Here is a 13,346-nt window from a genome sequence, read left to right on the forward strand (position 1 = left end):
TTTGAAGACCGTGCGCAAGGTCGGCTCAGGGCCGCTAGCTAAACTTTGCAAAGTCGGCTTTCTGCGCATTGCTGTCATTGGGGCATCGCGCATCATCGGTCAAAGTGGGCCCACAGCAGACTTTCGAAAGTTCACCAAAAGGAACAGCTTGTTTCTCAAAAATCGGGAAGTCTGAGCAACAATGAGATTTGTGTCTCGCTACCTCGCATCAAACAATTTCTCTTGTCGCTACTTCGCGCCGCGTACATATCGTTTGTATGAATACCTGGCCCAAGCGAATCCCGTTTAATCTCCATAAAGAACTGAAGCCCTCCGGGTCGATGTCTGGCAAGCTGCGGTGCGTGCCTGGGCCAAGCTTCACGGGCTAAAACTCAAGATCCAATGGTGGCGACAACTTGAAATCGCCATCGCAGAATTGCAGGCGATGCGCTTCACAGCTAAACCGCAGGATCTTTGGGCCGCGATCAGGGAATGGCTAGCGCGCCACGATGTCCCGGCACCGAAAAACTGCCGGAATGGCCTGAACTGGAATCGGTGACGAAATACTGAAAATCGTGGAACACTTGTCTTGTAACCCATTGAAAACATATGGGTCACCGGAGTGGATTCGTGGGGCACCCGGTCGTTAACTTTAAAAGGCATTTTGCGGTTTTTGGTAGGCCCGGCAGGACTTGAACCCGCAACCAAAGCGTTATGAGCGCTCTGCTCTAACCAATTGAGCTACAGGCCCGCCTGAGCGCTTTGAGTATCACGGTGAACGGCCGCGTCAAGCCTGACCGTTGCAACATGCCCAACAATCGACTAACCCGCGCGGGAACCATTCATAAGGGGCTGGCCATGACGACGGGCAAGAACGGAATCACCTATGCCGATGCAGGCGTTGATATTGATGCGGGGAACGCTCTGATCGACCGGATCAAGCCTGCGGCCAAGCGCACCAACCGCTCTGGCGTAATGAGCGGTCTGGGCGGGTTTGGCGCCTTGTTCGATCTGAAAGGCGCCGGATATCAGGATCCGATTCTGGTTGGCGCGACAGATGGTGTAGGTACCAAGCTGCGAATTGCCATTGATACCGGCGTGGTTGACGGCGTGGGCATCGACCTGGTGGCGATGTGCGTCAACGACCTGATCTGTCAGGGGGCCGAGCCTCTATTCTTCCTCGATTATTTCGCCACCGGCAAGCTGGACACCGACACCGCCGCACGGATCATCGAAGGCATTGCCGAGGGCTGTGTGCAGTCCGGTTGCGCCCTGATCGGGGGCGAGACGGCCGAGATGCCGGGTATGTACCCCGATGGTGATTTTGATCTGGCCGGGTTCTCGGTCGGCGCGATGGAGCGTGGGGCGCATCTGCCTGCGGGCGTACAGCAGGGCGATGTATTGCTGGGGTTGGCCTCGAACGGGGTGCATTCCAACGGCTATTCGCTGGTGCGCAAACTGGTTGAGATCTCGGGTCTGGGCTGGGAAGCGGCGTCGCCCTTTAGTGACGGGTCGCTGGGTGAGGCACTACTGACGCCAACGCGGCTGTATATAAAACCCGCGCTGCAGGCGATCCGGGCAGGGGGGGGCGTACATGCCCTGGCCCACATCACCGGTGGCGGCTTGACCGAAAACCTGCCACGCGTGCTGCCCGAAGGGCTGGGTGCCGAGATCGACTTGAACGCCTGGGACCTGCCGCCCGTCTTCCGCTGGATGGCGGAAACCGGCGGGATCGTCGAGGCCGAGATGCTGAAGACCTTCAATTGCGGCATCGGCATGGTTGTCGTCTGTGCCGAAGACAGCGCCGATGAACTGGCCGCACTGCTGGCCGGGGCTGGAGAAACAGTTGCTCGCATCGGCACCGTGACCTACACGCCCGGCATGGCCTATTCGGGCAAACTGTTGTGAGTCACAAGCGCGTCGCCATCCTGATTTCGGGGGGTGGGTCCAACATGCTGTCGCTGGTCGACAGCATGGTCGGCGATCACCCGGCACGCCCATGTCTGGTTCTGTCGAATGACGTCGAGGCGGGAGGGCTGAAAAAGGCCGCAGACCGCGGCATCCCGACGGCCGCGGTGGATCATCGTCCGTTCAAAGGTGACCGCGCCGCGTTTGAGGAGGAACTGCTGAAACCGCTAGAAGAGGCGCAACCGGATATCGTCTGCCTCGCGGGGTTCATGCGCGTTCTGACCGGTGATTTCGTTTCACGGTTTCAGGGTCGGATGCTGAATATCCACCCTTCATTGCTGCCGAAATACAAAGGCCTCAACACCCATGCCCGCGCGATCGAGGCCGGGGATGCCGAACATGGATGTTCGGTTCACGAGGTTACGGCAGCGCTGGATGACGGCCCGATCCTGGGGCAGGCGCGAGTGAACATTGATACCGGCGATACACCCGACGCCTTGGCTGCCCGTGTGCTGGTTTGGGAGCACAAACTTTATCCTGTAGTGTTGCGCCGTTACGCCAGTGGCGACCGGACTCCGGTGTTGCTGCCCTGAACGCCCCAGGGTGATTTACACGCGTGTTAAATTCGGCCTATGGTCTGCACTACGGCTAGGTACGGAAGAGACGATAAGCCGAAGAAAACAAGAGCAAGAACAGCACCGCGCATGAAAACCCTGACAAAGACGCAAGAGCTGGCCGATTTCTGCAAGGCCGCGGCGGAATATGACTATGTCACCGTAGATACCGAGTTTCTGCGCGAACGGACCTATTATTCAAAGCTTTGCCTGATACAGTTGGCCGTTCCGTCTGATGACGAAGACAGCGCGGTTCTGGTCGATCCGCTGGCAGATGGATTGTCTCTGGACCCGCTTTATGAGCTGTTCGGTAACGACGATGTGGTCAAGGTTTTTCATGCCGCGCGTCAGGATCTTGAGATTTTCTGGGTCGAGGCTGGCGTCTTCCCAAATCCGCTTTTTGATACGCAGGTTGCGGCGATGGTCTGCGGCTTTGGCGAACAGGTGGGGTATGAAACGCTGGTGCGCAAGATCTGCAAGCAGGGGGTCGACAAGACCTCGCGCTTTACCGATTGGTCCCGCCGCCCGCTGTCTGAGGCGCAAAAGACCTATGCGCTGGCGGATGTCACCCATCTGCGCCAAATCTATGAATACCTCGCAGCGCAACTGCAAAAAACGCAGCGCAGTCATTGGGTGGCCGAGGAGTTGCGCACGCTGACCCAGCCCGCGACCTATGACATTCGACCCCAAGACGCCTGGAAACGTGTGAAAACCCGGACGAATTCGGCCAAGTTTCTGGCGGTGGTGCGGGAATTGGCGCAGTTTCGCGAGGCTTATGCGCAGGAAAACAACGTTCCGCGTAGTCGGGTTTTCAAGGATGATGCGCTGATCGAGCTGGCTTCAACCAAGCCCAAATCGCCCTCGGATCTGGGCGGCTCGCGCTTGTTGCTGCGCGAGGCCCGCAAGGGCGCGATTGCCGATGGTATTCTAAGCGCCGTCAAAAAAGGGGTGAATTGCCCTGCAGATCAGCTGCCGCAAGTCGACAACAGCCGGGACAAACTGAAGGTGAACCCGGCACTGGCGGATTTGCTGCGGGTGCTGCTGAAATCGAAAACCGAAAGCTCGGGCGTGGCGGCCAAGCTGATTGCCACCAGCTCGGAACTGGATCAGATCGCAGCGGGTGAGCGGGAACTGCCTGCGATGTCAGGTTGGCGGTTCGAGGTGTTCGGCGAAGACGCCTTGAAACTTTGCGAAGGTAAGATCGCGCTGGCGGCCAAAGGCCAGAACGTCAAGGTCGTGTCGCTGTAGCACCCACTAACGGCGCCGCGATTCCAATGCGTTCTGCTGCCCCACAACCCGCACCAGACGGGTATTTTGCAGGTCATCCTGGCTGATATTGATGGCGTCGGACACCTTGCGGGACCGTTCGGTGCCGGTATTGGTGGCCCGCGCGGGATAATTTACCCGGAAAGTAAACTCTAAAACACTGTTTTCTTGATTCTCTTCGCTGTCCACGCGGACCAGTCGGGCATTATACGCGCCTTGGCGGATTGCAGTTCCCGACGCGTAAACGATCGCACCTGTCGGTGTCGGGTCGATCCGCAGTTCGTCAATCTTGGCGATTGGAACGCTGGTATCTTCGGGAGCAGACCTTGAGAACAGGCCGCCGCCTTCCTGGGTGTCGGGCACCAGAGCATTGGCATCATTGACCACTGATTCCGTCGGAGCGGCTGGCGTGCTGGAACCAAACCAGTTGGACGGGTTCACCCGTGACTCGCGCCAGCTGTTGCAAGCTGACAGGGTCAGGGTGGCAACCAAGATAACAGTAAAAGATTTTTGCATGGTTCCAACGTTCAGAGCAGTAAGTCCTGCAATGGGTTATCGCAATTTCTGCTGCTTGAAAAGCCACGCAGGGGGGTGGACAGGCATAGATCAGAGGCATAGTTCACAATTGTGAATGCAATGAAAGGACCGCCGCGACATGGCAACGCCTGCCTTTGAAGAGATCGTCGAGGATTTCGAGTTTCTGGAGGACTGGGAAGACCGGTATCGCCACGTCATCGACCAGGGCAAAGCGATGGAGCCGCTGGACGACGCGCTGAAAGTGCCGGCCACCAAAGTCCACGGCTGTGCAAGTCAGGTCTGGCTGCACCCGATCATCGAGAACCGGGTGTTCCGGTTCGACGGTGACAGCGATGCGTTGATCGTGCGCGGCCTGATTGCGGTACTGCGATCCCTGTATAATGGGTTACCCGTCAGCGAAGTTCCCAAGGTGGATGCAGGTGGTGAGCTGGCTCGACTGGGTCTGAACGATCACCTGTCCGCACAACGGTCGAACGGATTGCGGGCGATGATTGAACGTATCCGCGAAGTGGCGCAGGAAAACGCCTGATTTAATTCAGTCTTTTGGTTTGCGGGTTGCCCAGTCTCTCAGAGTGGTTTCCAGATCGCCGTAGCCGGTTAAGCGGCGTTCAAAATCTAAACCCATCCGCTCGGCGCATTCACGGGCGCGGGCTGTCAGGTCCGGGTCGTCGATCTGTGCCTGATAGACAAGCTTGGTGTAGTTGCCGAAATACATGCTAAGCAGCTCGGGGTGTCGGTCCAGCCCCAGGGGTTTCCACACAAAGGCATCGAACTGCCTGGCCAGAAAATCAGTCAGATAAAAGGCAGTGGTTTCCTCGTCGCCATGGGCATCAAAGGCCTGATTTCCTTCGAAGAAGGAATAGCAATGCGGGCCTTTCACCATCTCGATGCCGAGTTCCTCGCAAGCTTGTTGCAGCAAGCCGCCAGTACCGCAATCGGCATAGACAACAAATATCTGGTCATAGTCGTCGCGATGTTTGGCGACAGCTTCCCGCACCGCGGGAATGATCTTGTCAGGCTGGATATGAAAAATTGCGGGCAGGCAGGTCAGTACCATGTGATCCCAGCCATTGCGCTGCTTCAGGTCTAGAATCTCGCGCGCAAGCGCACCGCAGGCCAACAACAGGATGCGTCCCTGTTCATCGGATACATAACCCTTGGTCGTCAGGCTGGCGTCGTCTGGCAATTTATCCTGCTGCATTGGGTGCCCCTCGGAATCTATGCGACAGTCGGTGTAACAAAAGGCCGCCCGAAACCCGGACGGCCCCAGAACAAGCTGTGCGTCCGGTTAACCGGCCAGTTGGTTGTGCTTGCGCGAGACGAAATCCTTGGCGGTTTCAACCGCGACGGCCGCGTCACGGCAATAAGCGTCTGCGCCGATGGCTTTGCCGAATTCCTCGTTCAGCGGCGCGCCGCCGACCAGAACGATATACTCTTCGCGTAGGCCCTGTTCGATCAACGTGTCGATCACAACCTTCATATAAGGCATTGTGGTGGTCAACAGGGCGGACATACCCAGAATGTCGGGCTTTTCGGCCTCCAGTGTTTCCAGATAGTTCTCAACCGGGTTGTTGATGCCGATATCGACCACTTCGAAGCCGGCGCCTTCCATCATCATCGACACGAGGTTTTTACCGATGTCGTGAATGTCGCCTTTGACGGTGCCGATTACCATTTTACCCACGCGCGGCGCACCGGTTTCGGCTAGCAGCGGCTTGAGGATGAACATACCGCCCTTCATCGCGTTTGCCGCCAGCAGAACCTCGGGCACGAACAGGATACCGTCGCGGAAGTCGTGGCCAACGATGGTCATGCCACCGACCAGAGCCTTGGTCAGGATGTCGTAAGGCGTCCATCCGCGCTCCAGCAGGATGTTCACACCTTCTTCGATCTCTTCCTTCAGGCCGTCATAAAGATCGTCGAACATTTGCTCGACAAGTTCGTCGTCATTCAGTTCGGACAGGACGATGTCTTCTTCTTCAGACATGGGGCGTTTCCCTGAGCTGTGCGGGCCATCGGCCCGTGGTGGCATTTTTCCCGTTTTGGCCAAAACGTCGCAGTTTGACTGTGACGATTGCGACCTCAGTGGTTTCGGGACCGACCTATACGGTAATTTTTCGCGTCACTCGACAGAATTATCTGCATGATGATCCTGTATCTCGCTCATTTTGGTCGCGAATGGCCACGTCGCTGAAATCTATTCGGAACCGATTGGTACGCTTGCGGGATTTTTGGATAGGCGGTATACCGACAGGAAGGAACATAACGAGAACAAATATGGCTGTATCGCATATCCGAGGCCGTGGAGTCTCCACCAACACCGCCGGACGGTTCGAGCATTTCGATACTGTTCCTTGCGACGACGGCTGGGATACCGAGGAAGACCTGCCGCCGTTGAGAACCGATATTCGGGATGAGGTCGCGCGCAGCCTGATCACTTACAACCGTTCGCCTGATTTGCCCTTTGATCGCTCGATAAACCCGTATCGCGGATGCGAGCATGGCTGTGTTTACTGCTTTGCTCGCCCGACTCACGCCTATTTAGGGCTGTCCCCAGGTCTGGATTTTGAAACTCGTTTGATTGCGCGACCAAATGCGGCGGAGATTCTGCGTAAAGAACTGGCGTCCAAGAGCTACAGGGTGGCCCCGATTGCCTTGGGAACAAACACAGATCCATATCAGCCGGTTGAGAAAACCCGTTCCATTACAAGGGAGTGTCTTTCGGTCCTTCAGGAATTCAACCATCCGATTGGCATCGTGACCAAAGGTGCTCTGGTCGAGCGGGATTTGGATATTCTGACCCCCATGGCGGAAAAGGGTTTGGTGCGGGTTGGGATTTCACTCACCACTTTGGATGCCAATCTATCGCGCCGAATGGAGCCGCGCGCACCTTCTCCCCAGCGGCGACTGGCTGTCATTCGACGCCTGAGCAAAGCGGGCATTCCCGTACGGGTGATGACGTCTCCTGTCATACCGGGATTGACGGATCATGAGTTGGAACATTTGCTTGAAGCGGGCAGGGAGGCCGGTGCTGATGCCGCAAGCTGGATCATGTTGCGCCTGCCGCGCGAAGTTTCTGAACTCTGGCAAGAGTGGTTGGGCGATCATGAACCAGCACGCGCTGAAAAGATCATGTCCAAGCTGCGCGAAATGCACGGGGGCAGGGACTATGACCCGCGCTGGGGTCATCGCATGCGGGGCGAGGGCGAATATGCCGGTCTGATTGCCAAACGTTTCAAGCTGGCGGTCAAACGGTTAGGCTTAGCGACGAAAACGCACCCGCTGTGCTGCGATCAGTTCGCGCGACCGACTCAGATCGGCGATCAACTAAGCCTTCTATGAAAAAAGCCCCGGAGTCTGATCCGGGGCTTTTGCGTTCAATGTCAGCAATCAGCGGTTTTCGATATCCACGTAATCGCGCATGGTCTCGCCCAGATACAACTGGCGCGGACGGCCGATCTTGTTCTGAGGATCGGCGATCATCTCTTTCCACTGGCTGACCCAACCAACGGTGCGCGACAGGGCGAAAATCGGTGTGAACATCGAGGTTGGGAAGCCCATCGCCTCAAGAATGATGCCCGAATAGAAGTCGACATTCGGGAACAGTTTCTTTTCAGCGAAGTATGGATCTTCCAGCGCTTCCTTCTCTAGCTCTTTTGCGACCTGCAGTTTTGGATTGTCTTCAATACCCAGAAGATCCAGCACTTCGTCAGCCGATTGCTTCATCACCTTGGCGCGTGGGTCAAAGTTCTTGTAGACGCGGTGGCCAAAACCCATCAGGCGGAACGGATCGTCCTTGTCCTTGGCGCGGGCAATGTATTCAGGGATGCGATCCACCGAACCGATCTCTTCCAGCATCTCCAGACATGCCTGGTTTGCACCACCGTGGGCCGGGCCCCAGAGGCAGGCGATACCAGCCGCGATACAGGCGAACGGGTTTGCGCCCGATGACGACGCCAGACGCACGGTCGAGGTCGACGCGTTCTGTTCATGATCCGCGTGCAGGGTAAAGATACGGTCCATCGCACGACTAAGGATCGGATTGACCTCATATTCCTCGGCGGGAACGCTGAAGCACATGCGCAGGAAGTTCGAGGCATAGTCCAGATCGTTGCGCGGATATACGAAGGGCTGACCGGTGTGATACTTATAGGCCCAGGCCGCGATGGTGGGCATCTTCGCGATCAGGCGGTGCGATGCGATCTCACGCTGGCGAGGATCTGAGATATCAGTCGAGTCGTGGTAGAAAGCCGACATCGCGCCAACGACGCCGACCATGATCGCCATTGGATGCGCGTCGCGACGGAAGCCGCGATAAAAATACTGCATCTGCTCGTGCATCATGGTGTGGCGGGTGATCGTGGTTTCGAACTTCTCCAGATCTTTTGCGACCGGCAGCTCTCCGTACAGCAGCAGGTAACAGACTTCGAGGAAGTGCGATTTTTCGGCCAGCTGATCAATCGGATAGCCGCGGTGCAGCAGTTCGCCCTTATCACCGTCGATATAGGTGATGGTGCTGTCGCAGCTGGCTGTCGACGTAAAGCCCGGATCATAAGTAAACACACCCGCATCGCTGTACAGTTTGCGAATGTCGATCACATCAGGACCTACAGTTGGCGAGTAAACCGGCAACTCGTAATTTTCGCCATGTACGGAAAGAGTGGCTGTTTTTTGGCTGTCGGTCATTGTTGTCCCTTCTTCGTTCATGAGCACGCCGAGAGAACGGCTTGCGCGCGGTCTGCGGTCACGCACCAAAGTGTTGACCGGGTCGTAGCGGAGCAGCGTTACCTGAAAATTAAGTCAGGACTATTTCGCTGCGTCGGAGAGCCGCGCCAGGGTCTCTTCGCGCCCCAGCACAAGCATCATGTCAAACACCGAAGGAGTCACTGCTCGACCTGCCAGAGCCGCCCGCAAGGGCCCGGCCAGCTTGCCGAACTTGATATCCTTTGCCTCTGCAAAGGCGTTGAGGGCTTCCTCCAGTTCGTTCCGCAACCAGCTAGCATTTTGCACATGCGGCGTCAATTCTCTTAGTATACCGTCGGATACATTTTGCAGCGCCTTTGCCGCTTTCTCATCTGGTTCGATCGGGCGGGAAATTAGCGCAAAATGAGCTTTTTCAAGCAATTCCGGGAATGTTCGCGCGCGATCCTTCAGGCAATACATCGCACGTTCCAGATCACTGGATTGTGTCTGGCTGAGAGTGGGAAGGCCAGCTGCTGCCAGATACGCTTCGATTTCACGCCGCAACGCAGCGTCATCCGAAACCGCAATGTGCTGTCCGCAGAGATTCTCCAATTTTTTCAAATCAAAGCGGGCCGGGCTTTTGCCGATTCCGTCCAGATCAAACCACTCTTTGGCTTGATCGTCGGTAAAGAACTCGTCATCGCCGTGGCTCCAACCCAGACGCGCCAGATAATTGCGCATACCGGCGGCTGGATAGCCCATCGCCTGATATTCCTGCGCGCCCAACGCACCGTGACGTTTCGACAGTTTCTTACCGTCCGGCCCGTGAATCAGCGGTATGTGCGCCCAAACCGGAACGTCCCAGCCCATTGCTTCGTAAATCATCATCTGGCGCGCGGCATTGTTCAGGTGATCATCGCCCCGGATCACATGGGTCACGCCCATATCGTGATCATCCACCACAACAGCCAGCATATAGACCGGCGTGCCGTCCGAGCGCAGTAGGATCATGTCGTCCAGCTGGTCGTTGCGGATCGTCACATCGCCCTGCACCTGATCGCGGATCACGGTGGCTCCGTCCTGCGGCGCTTTGATGCGAACTACAAACGGTTCGTCTGTGTGCGATGCCGGGTCGGCGTCACGCCAGGGGCTGCGGAACAGGGTGGATTTGCCTTCGGCTCGGGCTTGTTCGCGAAAGGCTGCGATCTCTTCCTGCGTCGAAAAACACTTATAAGCTTTGCCCTCGGCCAGCAGTTGATGCGCGACCTCGGCATGACGCGCGGCACCTTCGAACTGGCTGATCACATCACCATCATGATCAAGCCCGAGCCACTTCATCCCTTGCAGAATGGCCGCTGTCGCTTCGGGCGTTGAACGCTCACGATCCGTGTCCTCAATCCGCAGCAGGAATTTACCGCCACGTCCACGGGCAAAAAGCCAGTTGAACAGCGCAGTGCGGGCTCCGCCAATGTGCAAAAAACCGGTGGGCGAGGGGGCGAAACGGGTGACGACCTGATCGGACATTGTGTGGATTAACCTTTTGGTAACCGTGTCTGGCATAGCTTGGCGTCTGTCTAACGAGCCCGAAGGACGGGGGCAACCATGCGTGTTCTGGCACGGGTCGACGCTGCTTTGCTGAACCAGACAGGGTATCTGTTTCAGTGGTCTCCGATTTGTCTGGCGGTTGGCATCGGCCTGTATTTCAGCCTTCGGTTTGAACCGGAATGGCACGTCTATGCTTGTCTTCTGTTGGGTGTTGCGGTGCTGGTCTGGATTGGTCGCGCGCGGCGTACCGGTTGGGCGGCGTTGGCAATGGGGGGTGCGCTGATTGCAGCCGGCTTCATGCTGGCTGGAGCGCGGGCCCACTCGGTCGCAGAGCCGGTCCTGTCCTGGCGGTATTACGGCCCGATCGAGGGGCGGGTCGTAGCCATGGATCGCTCTGCGTCGGACGCGTTGCGGGTCACGCTGGATCGGGTGCGTGTAGGGGATGTGCCCGTGAACCGCAGACCGCAGCGCGTCCGGCTTTCGCTGCATGGCGGGCCGGCCTCATTGGCGCCGGGCCAAAGGATCATGACCACAGGGCACCTGTCCCCACCGCAAGGGCCAGTCGAGCCCGGTGGTTTTGATTTCCGCCGCCATGCCTGGTTTCAGGGATTGGGTGCAGTTGGCTATACCAGGGTGCCGGTAATGACCATTGCGCCAGCCACTGACGCAACCGAAGGGGTTCGGATTACGGCCTTGCGAATGGCCATCTCAGAAAGGGTTCGCGCGATCCTGCCCGGCGAGGTCGGAGGGTTTGCAGCCGCCGTCACGACCGGAGACCGCAGTGGCATGGGACAAGAGACACTAAATTCCCTGCGCGCCTCGAACCTGGCGCATCTGCTAGCAATTTCTGGCCTTCACATGGGGTTGCTGACTGGGTTCGTCTTTCTGGTGTTCCGGCTATGCCTGTCTGCCATTCCCGAAGTTGCATTGAGATTGCCGGTGCGAAAGATGGCGGCAAGTTTTGCGCTGGTCGCAGCGGTAATTTACCTGATGTTGTCTGGTGGAAACGTTGCCACAGAACGGGCGTTTGTCATGGTCAGCGTCATGCTGGGGGCGATCCTGATCGACCGCCGCGCAATTTCTTTACGCGCCGTGGCCGTTGCCGCGTTGATCGTGTTGATATTGCGGCCCGAATCTCTGTTGAGCCCCGGATTTCAGATGTCGTTTGCTGCAACGACCGCGCTTGTGGCGGTGTTCGGACAGCTGCGGGGCTATGGGCCTATGCCAGGGTCGAAATGGACGAAGCCTGTAGCCGGGTTGTTATTGTCGTCTGCCATTGCCGGACTTGCGACTGCTCCGATCGGTGCCGCGCATTTCAACACGATGTCGCACTATGGATTGTTGGCCAATATGCTCTCTGTTCCGGTGATGGGTACAATTGTAGTACCCGCTGCCTTTGTCGCGGCGCTCTTGGCCCCCTTCGGGCTAGAGAGCGTGGCGTTGAATGTCATGGGTCTGGGGCTGAAGTGGATCCTTACTGTTTCCCAACATGTGTCGACCCTTGATGGAGCGCAGGGTTATGTTGTCAGCCCTCCGCACTACGTGTTGCCCATGATTGCTTTGGGGGCCTTATGGCTGGCGCTATGGCAAGGGCGCGCGAAATGGATTGGGATTATTCCGGTTGTAACGGCTTTTCTAACGTGGGAACAGGCGCATAGGCCCGAAGTTCTGATTGCGGATTCAGGTGGATTGGTGGGCGTCATGTCGGAAAATGGCCGTGCGTTGAGCAAAGAAAAGGGCAGCGGGTTCATCGCAACGGTATGGTTGGAAAATGACGGCGACGGGGTGGATCAGATGAAGGCGGCCAGCCGTTGGCCCGATGGCGCGGATATGGTTAAACGTTACACTTGGCAGGGCAAGGAATTGATCCACATCACCGGAAAGCGCGCGGCCCAGGGGTTCGACGAATGCCAAGGCCACCAGATCGTAGTGTCTGCCGTTGATCTGAACCTGAGTGGGGATTGCGGTCTTTTCGATCCGAACAGGCTGAAAGAGACCGGAAGCCTCGCGATATCAAATGATCGGATTACAACCAGCCAAGAGACGATTGGCCAACGCTTATGGTCCCCGGCAATCACCGAGAACCGCAATTTCAAAAGGGATCAGTAGCTGCGGATCAACCCAACCAAGCGTCCCTGCACCTTGACCTTGTCTTCGGGCAGCACGCGGGTTTCGTAGGCGGGGTTTGCAGCTTCAAGCGCGATAGCGTTGCCGCGGCGGAAAAACCGTTTCAACGTGGCTTCCTGATCTTCGACCAGTGCCACAACGATATCGCCATTATCGGCCACTTTGGTTTCGCGGATCACCACAACGTCGCCGTCATTGATACCGGCGTCGATCATCGAATCGCCGCGTACCTCAAGCGCATAATGCTCACCTTTGCCCGAAACCATACTGCCTGGCACGGCAACGCGGTGCGATACATGGCTGATCGCCTCAATCGGAACACCAGCTGCGATGCGACCCATAACGGGCAACTCCAAGGCATCCACAGTGACCGGTTCGAAGTTTGCCGGGCGCGGGCCTTCGGGTCTGTCACCCTCAATCACACGGGGTTTGAAGGCAGCTGTTGGTTCACCACCAAGACTTTCGGGTAGTTTCACGATTTCTATCGCACGCGCGCGGTGGGCGAGGCGACGGATAAAGCCGCGTTCCTCCAGCGCCGTGATCAGGCGATGAATGCCGGATTTCGATCTTAAATCCAACGCGGCCTTCATTTCGTCGAAACTGGGCGGAACACCGTCTGCTTGAACGCGTTTGTGGATGAATTCCAACAAATCCAACTGTTTCTTGGTCAGCATTGCTCACACCTCG

12 protein-coding genes and 1 tRNA gene are annotated in these 13,346 nt (G+C 57.3%); 6 read left to right on the top strand and 7 right to left on the bottom strand.

Features of this window, described 5'->3' with window-relative positions; all coding sequences use genetic code 11:
• Positions 1 to 653 precede the first annotated feature (653 nt).
• A tRNA-Ile gene (locus RUE5091_RS06815) sits at positions 654 to 730 on the bottom strand.
• 107 nt (positions 731 to 837) lie between these two features.
• Here RUE5091_RS06815 and purM point away from each other — a divergent pair.
• From purM to rnd, 3 genes are all read left to right on the top strand, one after another.
• Positions 838 to 1,887 carry a phosphoribosylformylglycinamidine cyclo-ligase gene (purM, locus tag RUE5091_RS06820; RefSeq protein WP_058281447.1) on the top strand — a complete coding sequence of 350 codons (1,050 nt, stop codon included), beginning with the start codon at positions 838 to 840 and terminating at the stop codon, positions 1,885 to 1,887.
• Positions 1,884 to 2,480, top strand: coding sequence for a phosphoribosylglycinamide formyltransferase (purN, locus tag RUE5091_RS06825; protein ID WP_058281163.1), 597 nt, complete (start codon positions 1,884 to 1,886; stop codon positions 2,478 to 2,480). Before purM ends, purN begins: the two co-directional genes overlap by 4 nt.
• A gap of 111 nt (positions 2,481 to 2,591) precedes the next feature.
• Entirely contained in the window at positions 2,592 to 3,749 is a 1,158-nt protein-coding gene (gene rnd / locus RUE5091_RS06830) for a ribonuclease D (RefSeq protein WP_058281164.1), read from the top strand.
• Positions 3,750 to 3,755: 6 nt separating this feature from the next.
• Here the strand turns inward: rnd and RUE5091_RS06835 are convergent, their stop codons facing one another.
• Positions 3,756 to 4,283, bottom strand: coding sequence for a hypothetical protein (locus RUE5091_RS06835; protein WP_058281165.1), 528 nt, complete (start codon positions 4,281 to 4,283; stop codon positions 3,756 to 3,758).
• Positions 4,284 to 4,422: 139 nt separating this feature from the next.
• Between RUE5091_RS06835 and RUE5091_RS06840 the strand changes: the two genes are divergently transcribed.
• Positions 4,423 to 4,833 carry a SufE family protein gene (locus RUE5091_RS06840; protein ID WP_058281166.1) on the top strand — a complete coding sequence of 137 codons (411 nt, stop codon included), beginning with the start codon at positions 4,423 to 4,425 and terminating at the stop codon, positions 4,831 to 4,833.
• A gap of 6 nt (positions 4,834 to 4,839) precedes the next feature.
• On the opposite strand, the gene RUE5091_RS06845 is transcribed toward RUE5091_RS06840, so the two are convergent.
• Together RUE5091_RS06845 and RUE5091_RS06850 are read right to left on the bottom strand one after the other, a co-directional pair.
• A complete protein-coding gene (locus tag RUE5091_RS06845) occupies positions 4,840 to 5,505 on the bottom strand; it encodes a DUF1638 domain-containing protein (RefSeq protein WP_058281167.1) in 666 nt (221 codons plus the stop codon).
• 87 nt (positions 5,506 to 5,592) lie between these two features.
• A complete protein-coding gene (locus RUE5091_RS06850; RefSeq protein ID WP_058281448.1) occupies positions 5,593 to 6,291 on the bottom strand; it encodes a cobalamin B12-binding domain-containing protein in 699 nt (232 codons plus the stop codon).
• A gap of 290 nt (positions 6,292 to 6,581) precedes the next feature.
• Between RUE5091_RS06850 and RUE5091_RS06855 the strand changes: the two genes are divergently transcribed.
• Positions 6,582 to 7,646: a PA0069 family radical SAM protein gene (locus RUE5091_RS06855; protein ID WP_058281168.1), complete on the top strand. Its 1,065-nt coding sequence runs from the start codon at positions 6,582 to 6,584 to the stop codon at positions 7,644 to 7,646.
• A 48-nt stretch (positions 7,647 to 7,694) separates the two neighbouring features.
• On the opposite strand, the gene gltA is transcribed toward RUE5091_RS06855, so the two are convergent.
• Both gltA and gltX read right to left on the bottom strand, forming a co-directional pair.
• Positions 7,695 to 8,990, bottom strand: coding sequence for a citrate synthase (gene gltA, locus RUE5091_RS06860; RefSeq protein ID WP_058281449.1), 1,296 nt, complete (start codon positions 8,988 to 8,990; stop codon positions 7,695 to 7,697).
• 120 nt (positions 8,991 to 9,110) lie between these two features.
• A complete protein-coding gene (gltX, locus tag RUE5091_RS06865; RefSeq protein WP_058281169.1) occupies positions 9,111 to 10,511 on the bottom strand; it encodes a glutamate--tRNA ligase in 1,401 nt (466 codons plus the stop codon).
• A 78-nt stretch (positions 10,512 to 10,589) separates the two neighbouring features.
• On the opposite strand from gltX, the gene RUE5091_RS06870 reads away from it, so the two are divergent.
• A complete protein-coding gene (locus RUE5091_RS06870) occupies positions 10,590 to 12,641 on the top strand; it encodes a ComEC/Rec2 family competence protein (RefSeq protein ID WP_058281170.1) in 2,052 nt (683 codons plus the stop codon).
• On the opposite strand, the gene lexA is transcribed toward RUE5091_RS06870, so the two are convergent.
• A complete protein-coding gene (lexA, locus tag RUE5091_RS06875) occupies positions 12,635 to 13,333 on the bottom strand; it encodes a transcriptional repressor LexA (RefSeq protein ID WP_058281171.1) in 699 nt (232 codons plus the stop codon). The genes RUE5091_RS06870 and lexA overlap by 7 nt on opposite strands.
• Positions 13,334 to 13,346: the final 13 nt, after the last annotated feature.

Origin of the sequence: Ruegeria denitrificans (assembly GCF_001458295.1) — a bacterium.
Taxonomy (GTDB): Bacteria; Pseudomonadota; Alphaproteobacteria; order Rhodobacterales; family Rhodobacteraceae; genus Ruegeria; species Ruegeria denitrificans.